Below are 23408 nucleotides of genomic sequence, written 5' to 3' on the forward strand. Positions count from 1 at the left end.
GCAAGTCTAGCGCTTCAGGGCCGGGGCGCAAATAGCCGCAGCTGGGCCGGAAATGACGGTCTGACCTGTCCGGATTCGGCACGGGTCTGCGGCGTGCTGACGCAAGGTGGAACGCCATCTGGACCGTCATCCTGAGGTGCGAGCGGAGCGAGCCTCGAAGGATGCACGGCCACAGTCGGGCCGTCGACCCTTCGAGACGCGCGAAGGCGCGCTCCTCAGAGGGTGTGATTTTTTTGGGGTTTCAGCGAGCATTATAGCCGAAAGCCGGCGCGGTGTGATTCTCTGGCGATGATGGATTCGCGGGAGGTGATGTTGGCTGCCGATGAGTTGTTTGGGGACCTGCCGGAGCAGGCGAAGCCATCAGTCGAAGCGGGCTTGCCCGGCGCTCCGCGGCTGCGTGAGCCCCAGCGCGACCAGATTGCGCTGCGAGCGGTTGATATTGAGAGCCTGATCGGGGAAGACCATCCGGTGCGGCTGATCTGGTCTTATGTCGAAGAGCTTGATCTGAGTGAGTTGGAGGACCGGATCAAGGCTCGCGGCGATCGTCCCGGTCACCCCGCGACCTCGCCCCGGCTTTTGCTGGCGCTGTGGCTCTATGCCGCCAGCGAAGGCGTTGGCAGCGCGCGGGCGTTGGAGCGGCTGTGCGAGAGCCACGATGCCTATCGCTGGCTGTGCGGCGGGGTGTCGGTGAACTATCACCTGCTGGCGGACTTCCGGGTCGGCAACGCCGATCTGCTTGACCGACTGCTCAGTGAGCATCTGGCAGCGTTGGCAAAGGCCGGTCTCGTCGATCTGGAGACCTTGGCGCAGGATGGCATGCGGGTCCGGGCCAGCGCCGGGGCGGCCTCGTTCCGGCGCGAGGCGACGCTGGATAAGCATTTGGCGCAGGCTGAGGCCGTGGTGGAAGACCTCAAGCGCGAGGTCGACACACGCTCGGACGCCAGCAATAAGCGTGCCCGGGCAGCCAAGGAGCGGGCCGCGCGGGAACGCAGCGCGCGGGTGAAGGCGGCGCAGACGGCGCTCGCCGAGATCAAGCAGCAGCGCAAGGAGCGCGAAGAAAGTCGCGGCAACGGCAAGACGCCGAAGGAGCCGCGGGCCTCCACGACGGACGCCTATGCACGGGTCATGAAGATGGCGAACGGCGGCTTCCGCCCCGCCTACAACGTGCAGGTGACGAGCGTGGCCGGCGAGCAGATCGTCGTCGACACCAGAATTTGCAACATCGGATCCGATCGCGGCCTGATGCGTCCCATGCTGGAGCGGCAGCGTGCGCGGCCCGGAGGGTTGCCCAAGGACCATCTCGTCGATGGCGGCTTTGGCAGTGCCGAGGACATCGAATGGGCCTATGCCGAGGGCATCGATATCTTTTGTCCGCCCACTCAATCCAAGCACGGTACCGATCCCTATCTACCGCGGCGCGGCGACGGTCCGGGGGTGTTGGCCTGGCGTGCGCGAATGGCGAGCAAAGAGGGCAAGGCCCGATACAGGTCCCGGTCGATCTGCGAGTGCATCCATGCCCGCTGGCGCAATTGGGACCTGCGGCAATTGACCGTGCGCGGCATCGAAAAGGTCCGTGCCGTCGTGCTCTGGTACGCCCTCGTCAACAACATCCTGCAAGGCAACCGCCTCTCCAGAGCCTAAACAACGGGTCATCGCCGAACTCGAACTCAAACCTGCCAATTGCTGCGACGAACAGCCGCCAAAAACTCCGCAGGAGCCGAATCCGTCACAAGCTCTCAGGGTGACGGTGTTGGATTTGACGTCTCGATGTGCTCGCGGTGCATTCCAACGCGGCGCCGCAGCTTCAGCTATTCACGGCACCGTGCGCTCGGAAATTCTCGATCACGCGCAGCAGCACCCGCGCGCCGGTGTCGGCGTCGGCGAGCTCGACATGCTCCGCCGGATTGTGGCTGATGCCGCCGCGGCAGCGCACGAAGATCATGCCGATGTCGGCGATGTCGACCATCGCCATCCCGTCATGGCCGGCGCCGCTCGGCAGCTCGAACACGGCATGGCCCTCGGCGGCGACCGCCTCGGCGATATGCGCTTTCAGCCACGGCGCGCAGGGCACGCTGCGGTTCTCGTGGGTGATGTCGATCTGCAGAGCGAGCTCGCGGCGCTTGGCGATCGCCTCGATCTGCCGCACGATGTCGGCGACGGCACGCTTGCGGTGCATGTCGCTCTGCGAGCGGATGTCCATGGTGAACGACACCTTGCCCGGAATCACATTGGTGGCGCCGGGCATGGCATTGATGTAGCCGACGGTGCCGACCAGGCCCTGTTCGTCGGACTTGCAGAATTGCTCGATCGCAACGATGCATTCGGCCGCGCCCGCAAGCGCATCGCGCCGCAGCGGCATCGGCACGGTGCCGGCGTGCCCGGCCATGCCAGTGAGACTGGCGGCGAGCCGCGTCGCGCCTGAAATCGCGCTGACGACGCCGACCGGCAGCGCCTTCTCCTCCAGCACGGGGCCCTGCTCGATGTGCAGCTCGACATAGCCGAGCAATTCGCGGCGGGCGCGCGCCGCTCTGCCGATGTGATCGGGGTCGAGCCCGAAGGCGATCAGCGCATCGCGCATCGTCGTTCCGGCGCGATCGCTTGTGTTGAGCACGCTCTCGTCGAAGGTGCCGGCCACCGCGCGGCTGCCGAGCAAAGTCGAGGCGAAGCGCACGCCCTCCTCGTCGGCGAAGCCCACGATCTCGATCGCGAACGGCAGCCGCTTGCCGCGCCGGTTCAGCTCGGCGACGCAGGCGATCGCGGTGATGACGCCGAGCGGGCCGTCCCACCGGCCGGCGTCGCGCACGGTGTCGTAATGCGAGCCGAGCATCAGCGCCGGCAGGCCCGGCCGCTCGCCCTCGTAGCGGCCGCAGACATTGCCGATCGCATCGAGATGCGCGCGCATGCCGGCCTCGCGCATCCAGGACAGGATGAGATCGGCCGCCTTGCGATGCTCGGGCGTGAGGAAGATTCGCGCCAGATGCTCCGGCGTTTCCGAGATTGTCGCGAGCTGATTGATCCGGCCCACGATCTCGTCACCAAGAGGGGACGATTTCGAGGACGGTTTTGTCTCGCTCATACTGTTTCCCATCAGTCCAATCCGGCGCCGCAGCCCGCTTCACTCGTAGCAGGCCCAGTCCGATTCACCAGCCGGCAAATCGTGCGCCGTGAGCTGGTGCCAAGCGGGCTCGCATCGGCCGCCGGCCGGTTAGCGACTGCTTAACGGCATTGCATACAACAACGATTGATCGCTCACAAAATAGGCAATCCGATCTTGATCAGCTTGCAGGCAGCCGCAGGTGAATATCCGTTCTCTTTCATATTCAATTACTTATGGAACCATGATTACCAAACGTGCTCTGGCACGAAGCTTGCGACATTCCGTCAAGCGTCGCCGTTACGGCGGCCGCGACAAGGACAGGCGGGCCGGCCCGCCGGAGGGAGCAGGCGATGGATTTTGGCAGGATTTCACGAAGGCATTTATTGCAGGGAAGCGCGGCATTGGCGCTCGGCAGCACGCTCGGTGTTCGCGGCGCGGCGGCGGCGGAAACCACGGTCGGCTTCATCTATGTCGGGTCGCGCGACGATTACGGCTACAACCAGGCGCACGCGCAAGGCGCGGCGGCGCTGAAGAAGCTGCCCGGCATCAAGGTGGTCGAGGAAGAAAAGGTGCCGGAAACCGATGCGGTCGAGAAGACGATCGAGTCCATGATCAATCTCGACGGCGCCTCGCTGCTGTTTCCGACCTCGTTCGGCTACTACAACCCGCACGTTCTCAAGATGGCGGCCAAGTTTCCGAAGATGCACTTCGAGCATTGCGGCGGCCTGTGGTCCGAGAAGGACCCGAAGAACGCCGGCAGCTATTTCGGCTACATCGACGAGGCGCAATACATCTCCGGCATCGTCGCCGGCTATTCGACCAAGAGCGGCAAGCTCGGCTTCGTCGCCGCCAAGCCGATCCCGCAGGTGCTGCGCAACATCAACGCGTTCACGCTCGGCGCGCGGCTTGCCAATCCGAAGGCGACCACGCAGGTGATCTTCACCGGCGACTGGTCGATGCCGGTCAAGGAGGCCGAGGCGACCAACAGCCTGATCGACCAGGGCGTCGACGTGCTGACCTGTCACGTCGACGGACCGAAGACGATGGTCGAGAACGCCGCGCGCCGCGGCGCGATGGTGTGCGGCTATCACGTCAACCAGTCGCCGCTGGCGCCGAAAGCCTATCTCACCGGAGCCGAATGGAATTGGGAAGCGCTCTATCCGAAATTCGTCAAGATGATCGTGGCTGGAGAAGCGATCCCGAACTTCTATCGCGGCGGCCTGAAGGAAGAGATCGTCAAGGTCTCGCCCTATGGCGAGATGGTCTCGGCGGAAGCGCGCAAGCATGCCGACGACGTCAAGGCCAAGTTCATATCGGGCGAGTATACGATCTTCAAGGGTCCGATCGCCGACAACAAGGGCAAGACCGTGATTGCCGGCGGCACCGATCGCGGCCAGCAGGATCCCGAACTCGAGAAGATGGACTATCTCGTCGAGGGCGTGATCGGAGCCACCGCGTGACGACCGAGGCGGCGGAATCGGTGGAGGCGGCCGGCGTTGCTCCGGCCGCCGATGCCGGATTCCTCCAGCGCCATGGCGCAAGCATCGAATACATCCTGATCCCGGCTGCTGCGCTGATCGGCGCGCTCGCGGTGTTCGGCGGCTTCATTGCGCTCTACGGCAAGAACCCGCTCGATCTCTATTTCTACATGTATTACGGCGCATTCGGCACCGCCTTCTCCTGGCAGAATACGCTGACCCGCGCCGCGCCCTTGATCCTGACCGCGCTGTGCACGGCGCTGCCGGCGCAGCTCGGCATGGTGATCATCGGCGGCGAAGGCGCGCTGCTGATCGGCGCATTGTCGGCGACATCAGCGGCGCTGGCCCTGCAGGGCGCCGCGCCGATCGTGGTGCAGATCGCGATGGTGATCGCCGGGATGATCGGCGGCGGGCTGTGGATCGCGCTGTCGGGCGGCCTGCGGCAGTATCGCGGGGTCAACGAGACGATCTCGAGCCTGCTGCTGGTCTATATCGCGCTTGCGATCCTCAACCATCTGGTCGAGGGACCGATGCGCGATCCGGCGAGCCTCAACAAGCCGTCGACGCGCGAGATCGGCGCCGCCAACATGATCGGCAGCATTCCCGGCACCGACGTGCATTGGGGACTGGTGTTCGGCCTCGTCGCGGCCGTTGCCGCCTACATCCTGATCTATCACACCACCTTCGGGTTCGCCGCGCGGGTGGCCGGCGGCAACATCCGCGCCGCCAAGATCGTCGGGCTTTCGGTCGGCAAACTGATCATGACCGTGTGCTTCCTCGCCGGCAGCTGCGCCGGGCTTGCCGGCATGATCGAGGTCGCGGCCGTGCAGGGCCGCACCAACGCCAACCTCGCCGCAGGCTACGGCTTCACCGGCATCCTGGTCGCATTCCTGGCGCGGCAGAATCCGCTCGCGATCATTCCGGTCGCGATCCTGCTCGGCGGCATCTCGGCCTCCGGCGGCCTGTTGCAGCGGCGGCTCGGTCTGCCCGACGCCTCGGTGCTGGTACTGCAAGGCATCATCTTCGTGTTCGTGCTGGCAAGCGATGCGCTCTACGGGCGGATCGGTTTCTTGAAGGGAAAGTCCTGACATGGCCGATGCATCGCTCGGGCTCTGGACCGTTCCGCTCGCCGTGTTCGGCGGCGCCATCCGCGTCTCGACGCCGTTTTTGTTCGTCAGCCTCGGCGAATGCATCACCGAGCGATCTGGCCGCATCAATCTCGGCCTCGAAGGCACGCTGGTGATGGGCGCGATGAGCGCCTACGGCATCTCCTACCTGTCCGGCTCGCCGTGGCTCGGCGTGCTCGCCGCAGGGATCACCGGCGCGCTGTTCGGTGCGCTGCATGCCGGCATCTGCTCCTTGCCGCGCGTCAACGACATCGCGGTCGGCATCGCGCTGATGCTGCTCGGGACGGGTCTCGCCTTCTTCCTCGGCAAGCCGCTGATCGAGCCGACGGCGGCGAGGCTGCCGGCGATCGATTTCGGCTGGTGGAGCGACGTGCCGCAGCTCCGCGCGGCGCTGCGCATCAACGTGCTGTTCCTGATCGGCGTCGCGATCGCGCCGCTGCTCTATTGGGCGTTCAGGACCACGCGGTGGGGCCTGTTGATCCGCACCGCCGGCGAGAGCGCGGATGCGGCGCGCGCGATGGGCCATTCCGTGCTGCTGATAAGGTTGCGCGCCACCATGGTCGGCGGCTTCCTCGCCGGCATCGGCGGCTCGTTCCTGTCGCTGTTCTATCCCGGCAGCTGGAACGAGGGCCTCTCGTCAGGCCAAGGCATCACCGCCGTGGCGCTGGTGATCTTCGCGCGCTGGGACCCGATGCTGTGCCTGTGGGCCTCGCTCGCCTTCGGCGGCGCCGCAGCGCTCGGGCCGGCGCTGCAATCGGTCGGCATCACCTCCGGCTATCATCTGTTCAACGCCGCGCCCTACATCCTGACCTTGGCGATCATGATCATCACCTGCTCGCCGAAGCGCACGCTGACCGGCGCGCCGGCCGAATTGTCGATCACCCGATAGAACTAGTGAGTTCAACATGCCCGAGCGCTATGTCAAATCCGAACCCTATGCCTGGCCTTATAACGGCGATCTGCGGCCGGAGAACACGGCGCTCATCATCATCGACATGCAGACCGATTTCTGCGGCGTCGGCGGCTATGTCGACAAGATGGGCTACGATCTCTCGCTCACCCGGGCGCCGATCGAGCCGATCAAGAAGCTGCTCGCGGTGATGCGGGCGCAGGGTTTCCATATCATCCACACCCGCGAAGGCCACCGGCCTGACCTCGCCGACCTGCCCGCCAACAAGCGCTGGCGCTCGCGCCAGATCGGCGCCGGCATCGGTGATCCCGGCCCCTGCGGCCGCATCCTGGTGCGCGGCGAGCCCGGCTGGGACATCATCCCCGATCTGGCGCCGCTGCCCGGCGAACCGATCATCGACAAGCCGGGCAAAGGCTCGTTCTGCGCCACCGATCTGGAGCTGATGCTGCGGCTGCGCGGCATCGAGAACATCGTGCTGACCGGCATCACCACCGATGTCTGCGTCCACACCACGATGCGCGAGGCCAACGACCGCGGCTTCGAATGCGTGCTGGTCGAGGATTGCTGCGGCGCCACCGACAGGAGCAACCACGACCACGCGCTGAAGATGATCAAGATGCAGGGCGGCGTGTTCGGCGCGGTGACGAGATCCGCCGACCTGATCGGGGCGCTGTCGTGATCATCGGCGAGCCGCCCGCACCCTCAGGCGCGTTCGGCGTCGACGCCATATCCGTGACGATGCGGTTCGGCGACTTCACGGCGCTCGACAATGTCGAGCTCAAGGTACGCCCCGGCTCGTTCCACGCTTTGCTCGGCGAGAACGGCGCCGGCAAGAGCACGCTCGTCAAATGCATCATGGGCTATTACCACGCCACCGAAGGCGACATCCTGGTCGGCGGCCGCCAGCAGGCGATCGCCAATCCCAGGGATGCGCATGCGCTCGGGCTCGGCATGGTCTATCAGCATTTTACCCTGGTGCCGGCGATGACGGTTGCCGAGAATTTGGTGCTGGCGCGCGACGACGTGCCCGCCGTGCTCGACTGGCGCAAGGAGAAGACCGCGCTCGAAGCGTTCCTGGCGCGGATGCCGTTCAAGGTGCCGCTCGATGCCAAGGTCTCCGACATCTCCGCCGGCGAGCGGCAGAAGGGCGAGATCCTCAAGCAGCTCTATCTGAAGCGCCGCTTCCTGATCCTGGACGAGCCGACCTCGGTGCTGACACCAGGCGAAGCCGACGAGGTGCTCGGCATGCTGCGCGCCATGGTGGTCGCGGGCGAACTGACAATCCTGATGATCACGCACAAGTTCCGCGAGGTGATGGCGTTCGCCGACGAGGTGACCATCCTGCGCCGCGGCAAGCTCGCCGGCACCGGCAAGGTCTCGGAGCTGACGCCCGACGAAATGGCGCGCACCATGATCGGCGCCGAGCAGCTGACCGTGCAGCCGCCGCGCACCGGCGAGACCGGCGAGACCGGCGCGGCCAGGCTCGAGCTCGACAAGCTCACCGCGCTCGATGACGCCGGCGCGATTGCCGTGCACGGCGTGTCGCTGACGGTGAAGAGCGGCGAGATCGTCGGCATCGCCGGCGTCTCCGGCAACGGCCAGCGCCAGCTCGTCGAGGTGCTGGCCGGTCAGCGCGAGGCCGAGAGCGGCGTGATCCGCGTCCAGGGCGAAGCATATTCCGCAAGCCGCGAGGAGATGCGCCGCCACCGGATGTCGCTGCTGCCGGAAGAGCCGCTGAAGAACGCCTGCGTCGGCGGCATGAGCGTCGCCGACAACATCGCGTTCCGCGAATTCGACCGCGCCCCGTTCGCGCGCGGCGGCTGGTGGCTGAACCGCTCGGCGTTCCGCGACGACGCGACCCGTAAGATCAACCGCTACAAGATCAAGACCCGCACGCCGGAGACGCCGATCGCGGCGCTGTCCGGCGGCAATGTGCAGCGCGCGGTGCTGGCGCGCGAGCTCTCGGGCGACGTCGAGGTGCTGATCGCCGCCAATCCGTGCTTCGGGCTCGATTTCGCGGCAGTGGCGCAGATCCACGCCGAGATCATGGCCGCCCGCAACCGTGGCGCGGCGGTGCTCTTGGTCAGCGAAGACCTCGACGAGCTGCTGGAACTGTCGGACCGGCTGGTCGTGATGTTCCATGGCGCGTTCGTGCACGAGGCCCGTGCCAGCGAGGCCGATCTCACCGAGATCGGCCGGCACATGGCCGGCCATTAAGGCAAGCCGCGGACTAATTGCGCGACGGCGGCGCTGCGCGCTGCCGTGCAGGCGCGCCGCGCAGGAACGCCCGGCCGAAATCGTCGACGGCAGGCGCGAGGATCGCGCGATCGCGCGGCAACGCCTCCGGCATCTCGTCGCGGATATAGGCCAGCAGCTTCTCGCGGATCTCGCAGCGCAGATCCCAGGATTGCGGCGCATTCCGCGCGCTGACCAGCGCGCGCAGCTCGATGGTGCGTGGGTGGGTGTCGATCACCTGCAGATTGACCACCGCGCCGTCCCAGAGCCGCGACTCCTTCGCGATCTGCTCCAGCCGCTTCCTGATCCGCGGCACGTCCGCGCTGTAGTCCACGTGCAGAATGATCGCTCCGATCAGCGACTGCGCGTCGCGCGTCCAGTTCTGGAACGGTCGCTCGATGAAGTAGGACAGCGGCACCACCATGCGCCGCCAGTCCCACAGCCGGATCACGACATAGGTCGAGGCGATGTCCTCGACCCAGCCCCACTCGTTCTCGATGATGACGGCGTCCTCGATCCGGATCGGCTGGGTGACGGCGATCTGCACGCCGGCAATCAGATTGCTGAGCAGCGGCCTCGCCGCAAGGCCGACGATCACGCCGGCGGCGCCCGCAGAGGCGAACAGGCTGACGCCATATTGCCGGACGGAATCGAATGTCATCAGCGCGGTCGAGACCGCGATGATGATGATCAGGGTGTCAGTGACCCGCTTGAAGACACGAACCTGGGTGACGTGCTTGCGCGCCAGGAAATTCTCGGCGACCTCGAGGCGAAAGCGGTCCAGGTACCTGGCCGACGCCATGTCGACGACCCTGATCGAGATCCAGGCCACCAGCGCGATCACCGCGACGCCGAAGAAGTGACTGAGCGCCTGACGCAGCAGATCGTTGAGCGGCGCCAGCGGAAGCACGAGAGCGACCGCGGCCAGGCACGCCGCCAATCGCGTCGGGCCCGCCGTCCGGTTGAGCATCACGGTGGCGACCGGATACCTCGTGTTCAGAATGCGGCAGAGCAGATGCAGCGCGATCGAATGGGCTACGAGCGCAAGCAAGATTGCGCCCGCAACAAGGCCAAGACCGACAACCCATTGTGGCACCCAGTCGAAGAGGCGCTCCACCCTGCCGACGATGTCTTCCATGGAACCTTGACGCTCTCGTTCCCCACGCGGATGCGGCGCTAACGCACGGCAATCGAGATGGCTGCTGCCTCTGACGCAACGCAGCAATTCATCTCGCGCAGCCCGGATGCGCGAGATGCTCTACCCTCGTCACGTCGACGGTAGTGGAACCACTAGGCGATCTCGAACGCGTCCGCGGCGAGATGCTTCAGATTGGCGTGCCAATGCTCGGCGATCTGAAGCCGGGTCGGCACCCAGACGTGCTCGTGCTTCTGGATGTAATCGAGGAAGCGCATCAGCGCAGCGGCGCGGCCGGGGCGGCCGACGACGCGGCAATGCAGGCCGACCGACATCATTGCAGGCCGCGTGGCGCCCTCGGCGTAGAGCACGTCAAAACTGTCCTTCAGATAGGTGTAGAACTCGTCGCCGCCGCCAAAACCCTGCGGATTGATGAAGCGCATGTCATTGGCATCGAGCGTGTAGGGGATCACGAGATGCGGCTCGGTGCTATCAGCCTTGATCCAGTACGGCAGATCGTCGGCATAGGAATCGCAGAGATAGCGCAGGCCGCCCGCTTCCATCAGAAGCCGCAGCGTGTTGATCGAGGAGCGGCCGGTGTACCAGCCGAGCGGCCGCGCGCCGGTCGCCTCGGTGTGCACGGCAATCGCGCGCGCGATCTCCGCACGCTCCTCGTCCTCCGACATGTCCTTGTGTTCGACCCAGCGCAGGCTGTGGCTGGCGATATCCCAGCCCGCCTCCTGCATCGCGGCGACAACATCCGGATTGCGCTTCAGCGCCATCGCGACGCCGAACACGGTCACAGGCAGCTTCCGCTCGGTGAACACCCGCCACAGCCGCCAGAAGCCGGCGCGTGAGCCATATTCGAACATGGTCTCGATGTTGGCGTGGCGCTGGCCGACCCAGGGCTGTGCGCCCAGCACGTCGGACAGAAACGCTTCCGAGGCCCGATCGCCGTGCAGGATGTTGTTCTCGCCGCCCTCCTCGAAATTGACCACGAACTGCACCGCGATGCGCGCGGCGTCGGGCCATTTCGGATCGGGCGGATTGCGGCCGTAGCCGCGGAGGTCGCGCGGATAGCGGGCCTCGGTCACATCAGATTTCCTCGAAGCGGATGTTCTGCGCGCCCTTCCACAGCACGGTCTTGCCGAAGGCGGTGAGGTTCTCCAGCCCCGAGGTCAGCGTGATGAAATGATTGCCGGCGAGCTGGCCCATCTTGCTGGCGAAGTGCACGCCGCCATAGGCGAGCAGGATCTCGGTCTCGCTGATGCCGCCGGGATAGAGGATGATCTGGCCCGGCGCCGGATAGCTGGTGTGGTTCTCGTAGGAGACGCCGAAATCGAGATCGCCGAGCGGCATCCAGACGCCCTCGCCGCTCCAGCGCACATGGATCGCCTGGCTCTCGAACGGCATCGCCTTGCGGAACGCGGCGACCGTCTTCGGCGCGAGCTGTTCCTCGAAACGGGCGTCAAAGGTGAAATCGCCGGCGCGGACAATCAGTTTGCTCATCGGGCTCTCGTGGGTAGGCGGGAAGGAGTGACGTCCCAACCATTGCCGCCCGCCCGCGCCGGACGCAAGGCCGATTCCGGCCCGGGACGCCGGTTTTTTGGCCGCAAGGGCGGCTGCCGCAACGCAGATTTGAGCAGGGCTGCGTTGCGCCGCGCCGCCCGCTTTGCGAACCTGACCGCACGCGCACAGGAGGACGGCCAATGACGACCAACAGTCTGCACGGACATGTGGCGCTGGTGACCGGCGGTTCGCGCGGCATCGGTGCGGCCATCGTCAAGATGCTGGCGGAGGCCGGCGCCGCCGTCGCGATCAATTACCGCGAGCGCTCGGCCGAGGCGGAGACGCTGGCGAAGGGCATCATTGCCGCGGGCGGCCGGGCCGTCGCGGTCGCCGCCGACGTCTCGGACGCAGCCGCCGTCGCGAGGCTGGTCGAGCGCGCCAAGTCCGAGCTCGGCCCGATCGACATCCTCGTCAACAATGCCGGCATTGCGATCGTCAAGGGTGTCGACGACCTCACCGAAGAGGATTTCGACCGCACCATCGCAGTCAATCTCAAATCGGCGTTCCTCTGCACGCAAGCGGTGCTGCCGATGATGCGCACCCGGACGTGGGGCCGCATCGTCAACATCTCCTCCGGCGCGGCGCGTGGCGCCGGCGCGATTGGGCCGCACTACAACGCGTCCAAGGCGGCGATGGAGGGCATGACCCGCGGCTATGCCGCGCGCCTGGTCAAGGAAGGCATCACCGTCAACGCCGTCGCGCCGTCGCTGATCGAGACTGACATGATGAAGGGACAGAGCGGCCTCGTCAGCCGGATACCGATCGGCCGCTTCGGTACCGCCGAGGAAGTCGCGCAGGCGGTGATGCTCTTGGTCAACAATCCCTATATGACCGGGCAGACCATCGCGATGAGCGGCGGCATGGCGTTCAACTAGGGTTCCAACGCAGTCCGACGGCATCGATCGGTTCGGCACAGCTGTCATCAAACCATGGCAGGAACTGTGCTTGGCTGTGACCGTTATCCGCCAGGCGAAACCGGATTTGGAGCCCGTCGTGATCGATCCGAAAACGCTTCTCGAACGCGCCGCGCAGCTCGCCGACCAGGCCGACGGCGAGGAAGATAGCGCCATCCGCGAGCGGCTGCTGCGGATGGCCGAGCACTATCGCGATCTCGCCGCGCACGAGGCCTGGGCGCACGAAAACCCGCCGTCCGTCGGCGCACTCACCAACGCGCTCGGCAGCCGCGCGCATTGAGTTGCGGCACAGTTTATTGCCGATCAGTTCACGCGAATGCGATAGCCGAGCGACTGACGGGCGCCCGGCGCGATATGCATCAGGCCGGGCTTGTCGGCGAACTCGCCGTCGAACTCCACTGGACTAGCAAAACCATGCCACGGCTCGATGCACAGGAACGGTGCACCGCCGGGTTTCGACCAGATGCCGAGTTCGCGAAAGCCACGCCATGACATTTCCACCGCCGGGCCCTGGGTGGCTGCTGCGGGACCTCGTGTCGCCGCGAAGACGATCGACGGACTTGCGACCTGATCGAAGATCATCGCGTCGTCATCGAACAACTCCTCCGACAGCGCAAGCGTTCTGCCCTTGACCGGATTGGGTTCAGGCTGCCGCCGCATCAATCCATCCTTCAACCGTCGGATCGGCGCGGGTTCGGCCTTGCCGAAGGTCAATGTGTAAGCCTCCTTCGGCAGCCCCGGCACCAGCGGCCAGTTGAAGGCGGGATGACCGCCGAGCGAGGCCGGCAGCACCTCGTCGTCGGTGTTGATGATGTCGAAGGCGACGTCGAGATCGGCGCCGTCGACCGTGTAGGTGACCTCCAGCCGGAACGTGAAAGGGTAGCGCGCCCGCGTCTGGGCATCGTCTGACAGCGCGAGCTTGCACGACCGAGCTCCCTGCTCCACCCAGGCAAAGCGGCAGTCCCGCGCAAAGCCGTGCTGCGTCATCGGATAGGTCTTGCCGTTGTGACGCAGCGTGTCGTTCTTCAACCGGCCGACGATCGGGAACAGGATCGGCGCATGGCGCGGCCATTGCGGGCCGGCCTGCCACAACAGCTCCGTCCCTTCGGCATTCCTCAGCGACGACAGTTCGGCGCCCTCGGCCTGAATGGTCACGGCGATTCCCTCGCCGCGCAGGGTGTGACTGTCGCTCATGCCTCGCCTCGCCGGGTTCGCTGTGCCCCGGACACGAGATGTTCGATGCCGGCGACGCCGTCAACCCCAAAGCGATGGGGCCGCACGCGACGTCCCCATCCCGGCTTACCCGACGATCTTTTACCCGACGATCTTGGAGAAATCCGGCGGACGGCGCTCGGCAAAGGCGGCAAACGCTTCGCGCGCCTCCGCACTCATCAGCCGCTCCTGGAAGATTTTGCCCTCGCGGGCCATTTGCGCGCTGATCCCCGCGGGATCGCGCATCAGCGCCTTGGTGTGCTGAAGCGAGCCGAACGGCCGCTTCGCCAATGCGTCCGCCGCCGCGCGTGCCCTGGCGCGGAGATCCTCAAGCGGCACCACCGCATTGGCGAGGCCGATCGAGACCGCGGTCTCCGCCTCGACCGGCTCGCCGAGCGCGAACATCGCATAGGCCCGCGCGTAGCCGATGCGCTGCGGCAGCAGATAGGTCGACGCCGCCTCCGGCACCAGCGCGAGATTGACGAACGGCGTGATCAGCCGCGCGGTCGGCGCCAGATAGACGAGGTCGCAATGCAGCAGCATGGTGGTGCCGATGCCGACCGCATTGCCCTGCACCGCGGCAACCAGCGGCCGCGTCGCCTTGGCAAGACAGCTAAGGAAGCGCGAGACGTGACGCTCGCCCTGCACACCGCGCGACACCGCCGCGAAATCGGCAAGGTCGTTGCCTGCGGTGAAGCTGTCGCCATCGCCCTGGATCACGACGGCGCGGATTGCAGGATCGCTTTCCGCGCGTTCGAGCGCGTCGGCCATCGCGCCATACATCGCGTTGGTGATCGCATTCTTCTTGTCCGGACGCGCCATCGTCACGGTGAGCACGCCATTGTCCAGCGCCACGGTCACTTCACTCATGTCTCACTCCTTGATTGCTAGACATCTTTCGGAAATTTTTCTTGCAGGCTGGTCAGCCAGCGCGACACCACGTCGATCTCGGCTTCCGAAAATCCGTCCATCAGGCGGTTGTTGATCACCCTGGTCCGCGTCGCCGCGCGCTTGCCGAGCTCCTGCCCCGCCACGGTGAGATGGAGCCGCTGGCTGCGCCCGTCCTCGCCATCGCGGCGGCGCTTGACGAGGCCCGCGCGTTCCATCCGGTCGGCGAGCCCGGTCATCGCCGACGGCACGATGTCGAGCGCCTGAGAGACGTCGCCGATCAGCGCGCCGTCGTTGCGCCCGAGAAAAAACAGCACGCCGGCCTGCGCCGACGTCAGGTCATGCGCGGCCGTCTCCTGATCGATGGCGCGTTGCAGCCGCCGGTAGGCCACGGTCAGAAGGAAGATCAGCCGGTGTTCCGCTTTCATATCCTCGTTATATGTTTCGTATGCGAAATATCAAGATATTTCGCGCGCGAAATAAAGCGCAACAGGGCGCCCTGATCGGAGCGAGCCCCACGTATGACCCCGAAATAAGCCAGCTCCGCAGGCAATTGCGACATTTTGAACGCCCCGGCGGATCGTTTCACGGCGGCCACGCAGAAAACCCTTGATCGACATCAACCAAATGGGAAATCTTCTCTCCCGTGAGCCGTGTCACTGCTTCGCGGCTTCGGCGGCGCCACGGGAGTGTCATGACGTCAGCGGCCAGTCCGGACCGGGAGCGTGCTATCCGCCCGAAGCGGCCGCGCCATCTCAGCGAATCCATGCGTTGTGAGACCGCGTTTCGCCTGATCCTGTCCGAATGCCTCGAAGACGTCGCGACCAACCATGAAGCCGTGAGCTCCGGAGATCCGACCGCCCTGCATCAGACCCGTATTGCACTGACGCGGCTGAAGGCCGCGGTGGCCTTCTATGGCCCGATGGTGGCGGACGCCGAATGGAAGCGACTCAAATCCGAGCTGAAATGGCTGAGCGCCCATCTCGGCGCCACGCGCGACCTCGACGTCGCGATCGAAACCAGCGAGGGCTTGCCCGAGCAGCAGATGCTCCAGACCGCGCGAACCGACGCGTTCGAAGCCCTCAAGGAGGCGCTGCAAAGCGACCGTTACTGGCAATGGTTCGACGGCATGTGGGACTGGGTCGGCAGCGGCCCCTGGACCGCGCGGCAGGATCGCCGGGCCGCGCAGGGGCGCGCCGTGCCGGTCGCGGTGTTCCACGCGCGCCGGCTGGCGCGGTGGCATGGCAAACTGTGCCAGAAGAGCCGCGGGCTGCAGGGCATGGGCAAGAACAAGCGCCACCGCGTCCGGCTTGCCAGCAAGCGGCTGCGCTACGCCATCGAATTCTCCGAAGGCGGCCTGCCCCCCGACGACTACGCATCATGGCGCAATGTGCTGAAGCATCTGCGCAAGGGCCAGCAATTGCTCGGCGAGTTGAACGATCACGAGGTCCGTCGCAAGCTGGTCGAGACCGCCGACGCGGCCGCGCACTGCGCCGAGGAGCGCAAGGCCAAGCACCAGCGCGTGCATGCGCGGAAGCGCAAGAACCACTTGCTGCGCCGCGCCGCGGCGGTCTACCGGAAGATCGCCGAATGAGCGCACTGCCTCGCCCCGGCCGCGCCGGCAATCCGAAGCATGTTTTCAGCATCCAGCTTTTCTGCCGGATTTTTTCACCCTGTTCCCTAGGTCATCACCATGCCTGACGGTTCCTCCACAACGCATCTCTATCGTCCCAAGCTCGTCACCACGCTGACCGAAGGTTACGGTCTCGACGCATTCCGCCACGACGTGATGGCAGGGCTGACGGTGGCCGTGGTGGCGCTGCCGTTGTCGATGGCGATCGCGGTGGCCTCCGGCGTGACGCCGGAGCGTGGGCTGTTCACGGCCATCGTCGGCGGCTTCCTGGTCTCGGCGCTCGGCGGCAGCCGGTTTCAGATCGGCGGCCCGGCCGGCGCCTTCATCGTCCTCGTCGCGGCAACGACCGCGAAATTCGGCGTCGAAGGGCTGCTGCTCACGGTGCTGGTGTCGGGCCTGATGCTGACGCTGATCGGCGCGTCGGGACTCGGCTCGCTGATCCGCTACATCCCGCATCCCGTCACCGTCGGCTTCACCTGCGGAATCGCGGTCACCATTCTGGCCAGCCAGTTGCGCGATCTTGGCGGGCTGACACTATCAGGCGCCGAGCCCGGCCCGTTCCTTCCCAAGCTCGCGGCGCTTAGCCATGCTTTGCCGACGCTGAACTGGTCCGCGCTTGCCGTCGGCATCGGCTCGGCGGCCGTGATCTTCGTGCTGCGCGCGGCTAGGCCTTCCTGGCCGGCGATGTTGATCGCGATCGCAATCGCATCGGTCGCGGCGCTGCTGCTGCATCTGCCGGTCGAGACCATCGGCAGCCGGTTCGGCGAAATTCCGCGCGGCCTGCCGGTGCCGCATCTGCCGCAATTCTCCTGGGCGCTGCTGCTGCAGATCCTGCCGGCGTCGCTGTCCTTCACGCTGCTCGGCGGCGTCGAGAGCCTGCTCTCGGCCAAGGTCGCCGACGGCATGACCGGCCGCAAGCACCGCTCCAACATGGAGCTGGTGGCGCAGGGCATCGCCAACATCGCCTCGGCGTTCTTTGGCGGCATCAGCGTCACCGGCACGATCGCGCGCACCGCAACCAACATCCGGGCCGGCGCGCGCAGCCCGTTGTCCGGCATGATGCATTCGGCGTTCCTGCTGGGGTTCATGGTCGTGGCGGCGCCGCTTGCGAGCTACATCCCGCTCTCGGCGCTGGCCGGCGTGCTCGTCGTCGTGTGCTGGTACATGGCCGAGAAGGAAGACTTCCTGCACCTGATCCGGCGCTGGCGCGGTGCCGTGGTGCTGATCCCGACCTTCGGCCTGACGGTGTTCGAGGACCTGACGTTCGGCATCATCTCGGGGTGCGTAATCGCCGCGCTGCTCGCCGGCGTCGAGCGGTGGCAAAGACGCGCAAGCGACTAGCCGCTGTCGCGCAGCACCAGCTCGAAACCGAGATCGATGCGGCGCTCGCCGCCGCGCTCCAGCGTCAGCGTCGCCGCGGTGCGGCCGATCGCGTCACCATGCACGCTGATCGTGCTGAGCGTCGGCGAGATCAGCCGGCCCATCTCGAGATCGCCGAGCCCGATCACGGCGACCGGCTGCGCCGATGCGGGCCCGTCACGCAGCACGCCGGCCTTGCGCAGCCCGGACATGAAGCCGATCGCATGGGCATCGTTGGCGGCGAATACCGCATCGACACCGGGCAGCCGTGCATGCGCGGCCACGCTGCCGGAGTCCTTGCGGTCCAGGATCAGCCGGCGCGGCTCGGCGAGCCCGCTCGCCAGCGCCTCGTCCCTGAAGCCGAGCCAGCGGCGCGTGCCGCGCGGATCGTCGCCGCCGATGAAGGCGAGCTGCTTGCGGCCCTGCGCGACCAGATGCCTGGCGACGGCGACACCGGCCCTGTAATTGTCGAAGCCCGCGACCGCATCGATCGGGCTTGCCGGCAGATCCCAGGTCTCGACGATCGGAATCCGCGCATTGCGCAGCAGGCGGCTGCCGTCCTCCGTGGCCGGTGAGCCGACCATGATGATCGCCTCGGGCCGCCGCGACAGCAGCGCCGCCAGCATGCGGTCCTCGCGCGCCGCGTCGTAACGCGACTGCGCCAGGATCACGGAGAAGCCGAGCGGCTCGAGCTTGTCGGACAGGCCCTGCACCGTGTCGGCGAAGATCGAGTTGGCGATGGTCGGCACCAGCACGCCGACCGAATTGGTCCGCGCGCTCGCCAGCGCGCCGGCCACCAGGTTCGGCACATAGCCGAGATCGCGCATCGCCTGCTCGACCCGCGCCCTTGTCTCCGGGGCGACCAGATCGGGCATCCGCACCACCCGGCTGACCGTGATCGAGGAGACGCCGGCACGCTTGGCCACCTCTGACAGGGTGGGCGCGGCACCGGCCGGGCCGGTCTTCGGAACGGCCCTGGGGTCGGTCAGTTCGGAGCTCATAGCCCGACCCTGCACGATTCCGGGTTGCCAAGCCATGATGTTAGCGCTAGCATCGCCGCATGTTAGCGCTAACATTGAACAGGAAGGGAGAAACGGCATGATTTCGGACGAACAGGCCCAAGCCTACAAGCGCGACGGGGTGATCGTGGTCCCCGAGGTGCTCAACCAGGAGACCCTCGGCAAGGTGCGCACGGTGCTCGCGGAGCTGGTGGCCGGGGCCGCCGCGGTGACCGAGCACACCGATGTTTACGACCTCGAGCCGGGCCACACCCCGGAAAACCCGCGCGTCCGCCGCATCAAGGCGCCGCACAAGGTGCACCCGATCTTCGACGAGATCGTCCGCAGCCCCGCCGTGATCTCGATCCTGACCAAACTGATCGGCCCCGGCCTTCGCCTGCACGGCGCCAAGCTCAACATGAAGTCGGCGCAATACGGCTCGCCGGTCGAGTGGCACCAGGACTGGGCGTTCTATCCGCACACCAATGACGACATCCTCGCGATCGGCGTGCTGCTCGATGATTGCGATATCGAGAACGGCCCGATGCTGGTGACGCCGGGCACCCACACGGGCGCTACGATGTGGGATCATCACGGCGAGGACGGCCACTTCGCAGGCCTGATCGATCCGGACCAGATCGGGGACGAGATCAAGCGCGCGGTGCCCTGCATGGGCAAGGCCGGCAGCATGTCGTTCCACCACGTGCGCGCGCTGCACGGCTCGGCGACCAACACGTCGAACCGGCCGCGCAACCTCTTGCTCTACGAAGTCGCCGCCAGCGATGCCTGGCCGCTGATGGGCGTGAAGGATTTCGACGAGTTCAACAGCCGCCTGCTGGCGGGTCCGCCGGTGGTCGCACCGCGGCTCGCCGACGTCCCGGTGCGGATGCCGCTGCCGCCGGCCAAGCGGCAGGGATCGATCTACGAGACCCAGTCGGCGTCGAAGAAATCCTACTTCACGCGCGCCGCTTAGGACCTGAGACAATGCCCGCGGCCGAGCCGCGGGCATTGCTGCTTTCAAGACATAAAAACAGACAACGGGGAAACGAATGACCAAGATGGCAGATGGCGCCAGCAAATCGCGCCTGCGTGTGATTCTTGCCGCCAGCATCGGCTCCGCGCTCGAATGGTACGACTTCTTCCTCTACGGCACCGCCGCCGCGCTGGTGTTCGGCGAATTGTTCTTTCCGAAGAGCGATCCGGTGGTCGGCACGCTGCTGTCGTTCCTGACCTTCGGCGTCGGCTTCGTGGTGCGGCCGTTCGGCGGCCTGTTGTTCGGCATCCTCGGCGATCGCTATGGTCGCAAGCCGGTGCTGGTCGCCACGCTCCTGATGATCGGCATCGGCACCACCGCGATCGGCGTGCTGCCGACCTATGGGCAGATCGGCATCTGGGCGCCGGTGCTGCTGGTCGCGATGCGCGTCATCCAGGGCCTCGGCGCCGGTGCCGAGTATGGCGGCGCGGTGATCTATCTGGTCGAGAATGCGCCGCCGAAGCATCGCGGCTTCTGGGGCGGCTTCGCGCCGCTCGGCGTCTCCGTCGGCAATCTGCTCGCCGCCGGCGCTTTCGCGCTGGTGACGATGCTGCCGCGCGAGCAGCTGATGGGCTGGGGTTGGCGCCTGCCCTTCCTGGCAAGCTTCCTCCTGATCGTGGTCGGCATCTTCGTCCGCATGCGCATCGCCGAGACGCCTGTTTATACCGAGGCGGTGGTCGCGCGCGGCAAGATCGAGAGCAACCCGGCGATGGAGGCGTTGCGCCGGCACCCGCGCAACTTCTTGGTTGTGCTCGGCGCCCGCATGGCCGAGAACGGGCTCGGCTATTTCTTCCCGGTATTTGGCCTCAGTTACGTGATCACCACGCTCGGCGTGCCGAAAGCGGACGCGCTCAGCGCGCTGATGCTGGCCTTCACGGTCGAGCTGTTCGCGATCCTCGGCTTCGCCGCCTTGTCGGACCGGGTCGGACGGCGGCCGGTCTACATGTTCGGCGCGCTCGCCGGCGTGGCGCTCGCCTTCCCGTTCTTCTGGATGGTCGGCACCAAGGAATGGATCATGATCGCGCTCGCCTTCATCCTGGCCCGCGCCGTGGTGACGGCGGCGATGTTCGGGCCGCAGGCGGCGTATTTCGCCGAGCTGTTCCCGCCGCAGCGCCGCTTCGCCGGCTTCGCCTTCGCGCGCGAGCTCGGCTCGCTGCTATCGGGCGGCCCGGCACCGTTCGTCGCCACTGCGCTGGTGGCGGCCTACGGCACCTGGTGGCCGGTCGCCTGCTACGCGATGTTCCTGTCGGCCTGCACCGTGGTTGCGATCTGGATCGGGCCGGAGACCTATCAGGAGAACATCGCAGCCGATGCGACTGAGCAGGCCGAGCTGCCCACCGCGGTTCCGGCGCGGGCCTGATCGGTGGCGCAGCAACTGCGGGTCCTGCAATCGCTCTGGGCGATGGAGCGGCGGCTGGCCAATGAGGCCGAATGGCCGCTGCAAACCCAGCTCGCGATGATCCGCGATGCCGGGTTTGACGGCGCCGGCGTGCGCTTCATCGATCCGGCCTTCGCGCGCGAGGTGACGAGCTTCCTTCGCGCGCATGGCATGATCTGGCAGGCGCAATGTTACCCGAAGAGCGTCGACGATCTGAAGCCGGTGCTCGAGCTGGTCGCCCGGCTCGGCGCCGATCACGTCAACCTGCAACCGGACGTCCGGCCACGCCGGCTTTCCGATTGCATTCCCCTGCTCGACGGCTGGCGGCGACTTGCCGCCGACGCCGGCGTTGCCGTGCATGTCGAGACCCATCGCGACCGCATGACGACCGATCTGTTCTTCATGCTCGATTTGCTCGATCACTGTCCCGACCTGCGGCTGACCGCCGATCTCTCGCATTACCTGGTCGGCCGCGAATTCGCCTGGCCGGTCGACGAGGTCAACCATGCGATGATCCATCGCATCCTCGACCATGCCTGGGGCATCCACGGCCGCATCGCCAGCCGCGAGCAGGTGCAGATCTCGCTCGGCTTTCCGCAGCACCAGGGCTGGGTGTCGCTGTTCACGGCTTGGTGGGACTACGGCATCCGCTCCTGGCGCAAGCGCGCCGGGCCCGATGCGACCCTGACCTTTCTGTGCGAGCTCGGCCCGCCGCCCTATGCGATCACTGGACCTGACGGCAGGGAATTGTCCGACCGCTGGCAGGACGCGCTTGATATGAAGGACATAATCCGCGCGCTGTGGGATCGCATCGCGAACGAGCCGAAGGACGCGCCGTAGCGTTGATTCAAACAGGCTGCGGCGGCATTCTGACAAGGCTTGCTAACGTAACTTGCAGTTCAGAACGCCGCGAGGAGCCGTGCGCAACCATTGCCGGGCCGCATTTCGACGTCTCACGCGCATCGCCATCCCGGCGGTTGCCGCCCTCATTTGCGCCAAGGCGATCGCGGCCGAACCGACGCTCGACGTCGCGACCATGCCGCGCGTCGCGAGCATCGATCCGCGCTTCCAGTCCTACAATATCGAGATGGTCGAGGTGACCGGCGGGCGATTCTGGAAGCCCTATGCGGACGCCGGCGCACGCGCGAATGCAAGGGCGGAGCTGTTCGCGGCGCGCGATCCGATCGATCTGCACGAGGACAGGCTGCGCAAGATCGCCGCAGCGCTCTCGCCGGCGTATCTGCGCGTCAGCGGGACCTGGGCCAATAGCACGTTCTTTGCGGATTCCGAGACGCCACCGGCGGCATCGCCGGCCGGCTTCAAAGGCGTGCTGACGCGACAGCAGTGGCGGAACGTGATCGACTTCTCGCACGCGGTCGATGCGCCCATCGTCACCTCCTTTGCGATCAGCGCCGGCACGCGTGACGCTGCGGGGCGATGGACCTCCGAACAGGCGCGGCAGCTGCTCGCCTTCACGCAATCGAGCGGCGGGCAGATCGCGGCAGCCGAGTTCATGAACGAGCCGGACCTGCCGGCGATCGGCGGCGCCCCTGACCGCTACGATGCCGCGGCCTACGGCCGCGATTTTGCGACCTTCCGCGCCTTCATGAAGGACACCGCGCCCGATGTGACCATCCTCGGTCCCGGCACGATCGGCACCGGAGCGGATGCGCGCGCGCGCTTCGCCGTCTCGGCAGCCGGCATCGACACGGTCTCCTACCATCACTATGGCGCGCTCTCGGCGCGATGCGGTGGCGATCGCACGGCGACGCAAGCCCTGTCGGACGAATGGCTGGCACGAACCGGCAGGACATTCGCCGTCGACCGGACGCTGCGCGACCGGCTCGCACCGAATAAGCCGATCTGGCTGACCGAGACCGCCGAGACGGCGTGCGGCGGCAACCGTTGGGCGGCGACCTTCATCGACACGTTCCGCTACCTCGATCAGCTCGGGCGGCTGGCCAAGGCCGGCGTCCAGGTGGTGATGCACAACACGCTTGCCGCGAGCGACTACGGGCTGCTCGACGAGCGAACCCATCTGCCGCGGCCGAACTACTGGGCCGCATTGCTGTGGCGACGGCTGATGGGCACCACCGTGCTCGATGCCAGCGTCGCCGAGCAACCCGGCTTCCATGTCTATGTGCATTGCGCGCGCGACATGCCAGACGGGGTAACCTTGCTCGTCATCAACAACGATCGGCGGAGACAGCGCGGGCTGACGCTGCCAGTCGCCTCGCAACGCTACACATTGGCGAGCACAACGCCTGCCGACGGCAACGTTCAGCTCAACGGCAGCACGCTTGCACTCGGGACTTCCGACGAAATTCCCGATCTGAACGGTGTCTTAACCGCAGCAGGCTCGATTGTGTTCGCGCCTGCGACGATCACGTTCCTGATCGTTGCCGATACGGGCAACAGCAATTGCCGGTAGCGGTCCGTCGT

The 23408-nt window shown here is 66.4% G+C and carries 21 protein-coding genes and 1 pseudogene; 14 read left to right on the forward strand and 8 right to left on the reverse strand.

Translation table 11 applies throughout. The annotated features are described in order from the left end of the window. Positions 1–309: 309 nt before the first annotated feature. A complete protein-coding gene (locus ACVW17_RS35095) occupies positions 310–1641 on the forward strand; it encodes an IS1182 family transposase (RefSeq protein ID WP_456756347.1) in 1332 nt (443 codons plus the stop codon). 163 nt (positions 1642–1804) lie between these two features. Here ACVW17_RS35095 and ACVW17_RS35100 read toward each other — a convergent pair whose 3' ends face one another. Then, the gene (locus ACVW17_RS35100) at positions 1805–3076 is read right to left on the reverse strand and encodes an allantoate amidohydrolase (RefSeq protein ID WP_456798561.1); all 1272 of its coding nucleotides are present in this window, start codon (positions 3074–3076) and stop codon (positions 1805–1807) included. A gap of 371 nt (positions 3077–3447) precedes the next feature. Here ACVW17_RS35100 and ACVW17_RS35105 point away from each other — a divergent pair, with 371 nt between their 5' ends. The 5 genes from ACVW17_RS35105 to ACVW17_RS35125 are packed head-to-tail and all read left to right on the forward strand — an operon-like array spanning position 3448 to position 8829. Further along, a complete protein-coding gene (locus tag ACVW17_RS35105; protein WP_456756155.1) occupies positions 3448–4557 on the forward strand; it encodes a BMP family ABC transporter substrate-binding protein in 1110 nt (369 codons plus the stop codon). Beyond that, the gene (locus tag ACVW17_RS35110) at positions 4554–5663 is read left to right on the forward strand and encodes an ABC transporter permease (protein ID WP_456798562.1); all 1110 of its coding nucleotides are present in this window, start codon (positions 4554–4556) and stop codon (positions 5661–5663) included. The genes ACVW17_RS35105 and ACVW17_RS35110 overlap by 4 nt, the downstream gene beginning before the upstream one ends. A 1-nt stretch (position 5664) precedes the next feature. Further along, positions 5665–6591, forward strand: coding sequence for an ABC transporter permease (locus ACVW17_RS35115; protein WP_050631205.1), 927 nt, complete (start codon positions 5665–5667; stop codon positions 6589–6591). Between the two features lie 16 nt (positions 6592–6607). After that, positions 6608–7291, forward strand: coding sequence for a biuret amidohydrolase (gene biuH / locus ACVW17_RS35120; RefSeq protein ID WP_456798563.1), 684 nt, complete (start codon positions 6608–6610; stop codon positions 7289–7291). Continuing rightward, complete coding sequence (locus ACVW17_RS35125) at positions 7288–8829, forward strand: ABC transporter ATP-binding protein (protein ID WP_456798564.1); 1542 nt, start codon at positions 7288–7290, stop codon at positions 8827–8829. Before biuH ends, ACVW17_RS35125 begins: the two co-directional genes overlap by 4 nt. Before the next feature lie 13 nt (positions 8830–8842). On the opposite strand, the gene ACVW17_RS35130 is transcribed toward ACVW17_RS35125, so the two are convergent. From ACVW17_RS35130 to ACVW17_RS35140, 3 genes are all read right to left on the reverse strand, one after another. Next, entirely contained in the window at positions 8843–9985 is a 1143-nt protein-coding gene (locus ACVW17_RS35130) for a mechanosensitive ion channel family protein (RefSeq protein ID WP_456798565.1), read from the reverse strand. Between the two features lie 152 nt (positions 9986–10137). Continuing rightward, positions 10138–11076, reverse strand: coding sequence for an allantoinase PuuE (gene puuE / locus ACVW17_RS35135; protein ID WP_456798566.1), 939 nt, complete (start codon positions 11074–11076; stop codon positions 10138–10140). Between the two features lies 1 nt (position 11077). Further along, a complete protein-coding gene (locus tag ACVW17_RS35140; RefSeq protein ID WP_021077459.1) occupies positions 11078–11491 on the reverse strand; it encodes a DUF3830 family protein in 414 nt (137 codons plus the stop codon). A 200-nt stretch (positions 11492–11691) separates the two neighbouring features. On the opposite strand from ACVW17_RS35140, the gene ACVW17_RS35145 reads away from it, so the two are divergent. Both ACVW17_RS35145 and ACVW17_RS35150 read left to right on the forward strand, forming a co-directional pair. After that, positions 11692–12426, forward strand: a complete 735-nt coding sequence (locus tag ACVW17_RS35145) for an SDR family NAD(P)-dependent oxidoreductase (protein ID WP_456756161.1) — start codon at positions 11692–11694, stop codon at positions 12424–12426. 76 nt (positions 12427–12502) lie between these two features. Then, on the forward strand, positions 12503–12745 hold the full coding sequence (locus ACVW17_RS35150) for a hypothetical protein (RefSeq protein ID WP_456799008.1): 243 nt from the start codon (positions 12503–12505) through the stop codon (positions 12743–12745). Between the two features lie 23 nt (positions 12746–12768). On the opposite strand, the gene ACVW17_RS35155 is transcribed toward ACVW17_RS35150, so the two are convergent. The 3 genes from ACVW17_RS35155 to ACVW17_RS35165 all read right to left on the reverse strand — a co-directional run bounded on the left by ACVW17_RS35155 (position 12769) and on the right by ACVW17_RS35165 (position 14993). Then, the gene (locus ACVW17_RS35155; RefSeq protein ID WP_456798567.1) at positions 12769–13659 is read right to left on the reverse strand and encodes an aldose 1-epimerase family protein; all 891 of its coding nucleotides are present in this window, start codon (positions 13657–13659) and stop codon (positions 12769–12771) included. Positions 13660–13779: 120 nt separating this feature from the next. Then, on the reverse strand, positions 13780–14547 hold the full coding sequence (locus ACVW17_RS35160; RefSeq protein ID WP_456798568.1) for an enoyl-CoA hydratase-related protein: 768 nt from the start codon (positions 14545–14547) through the stop codon (positions 13780–13782). A gap of 17 nt (positions 14548–14564) precedes the next feature. Continuing rightward, positions 14565–14993, reverse strand: coding sequence for a MarR family winged helix-turn-helix transcriptional regulator (locus ACVW17_RS35165; RefSeq protein WP_456756164.1), 429 nt, complete (start codon positions 14991–14993; stop codon positions 14565–14567). Between the two features lie 338 nt (positions 14994–15331). Here ACVW17_RS35165 and ACVW17_RS35170 point away from each other — a divergent pair, with 338 nt between their 5' ends. Together ACVW17_RS35170 and ACVW17_RS35175 are read left to right on the forward strand one after the other, a co-directional pair. Beyond that, on the forward strand, positions 15332–16159 hold the full coding sequence (locus tag ACVW17_RS35170; RefSeq protein WP_456798569.1) for a CHAD domain-containing protein: 828 nt from the start codon (positions 15332–15334) through the stop codon (positions 16157–16159). 99 nt (positions 16160–16258) lie between these two features. Next, positions 16259–17500, forward strand: a pseudogene (locus ACVW17_RS35175) (SulP family inorganic anion transporter); the annotation flags it as partial. 35 nt (positions 17501–17535) lie between these two features. Here the strand turns inward: ACVW17_RS35175 and ACVW17_RS35180 are convergent. Further along, on the reverse strand, positions 17536–18558 hold the full coding sequence (locus tag ACVW17_RS35180) for a LacI family DNA-binding transcriptional regulator (protein WP_456798570.1): 1023 nt from the start codon (positions 18556–18558) through the stop codon (positions 17536–17538). Between the two features lie 97 nt (positions 18559–18655). On the opposite strand from ACVW17_RS35180, the gene ACVW17_RS35185 reads away from it, so the two are divergent. The 4 genes from ACVW17_RS35185 (at position 18656) to ACVW17_RS35200 (ending at position 23397) form a co-directional block, all read left to right on the forward strand. Further along, positions 18656–19528, forward strand: a complete 873-nt coding sequence (locus ACVW17_RS35185; RefSeq protein ID WP_456798571.1) for a phytanoyl-CoA dioxygenase family protein — start codon at positions 18656–18658, stop codon at positions 19526–19528. A gap of 76 nt (positions 19529–19604) precedes the next feature. Beyond that, entirely contained in the window at positions 19605–20948 is a 1344-nt protein-coding gene (locus ACVW17_RS35190) for an MFS transporter (protein WP_456798572.1), read from the forward strand. Positions 20949–20951: 3 nt separating this feature from the next. Then, complete coding sequence (locus ACVW17_RS35195) at positions 20952–21806, forward strand: sugar phosphate isomerase/epimerase family protein (RefSeq protein WP_456798573.1); 855 nt, start codon at positions 20952–20954, stop codon at positions 21804–21806. A gap of 79 nt (positions 21807–21885) precedes the next feature. Further along, complete coding sequence (locus ACVW17_RS35200; protein ID WP_456798574.1) at positions 21886–23397, forward strand: hypothetical protein; 1512 nt, start codon at positions 21886–21888, stop codon at positions 23395–23397. Positions 23398–23408 lie beyond the last annotated feature (11 nt).

The sequence above is a fragment of the Bradyrhizobium sp. USDA 4473 genome, assembly GCF_054063335.1.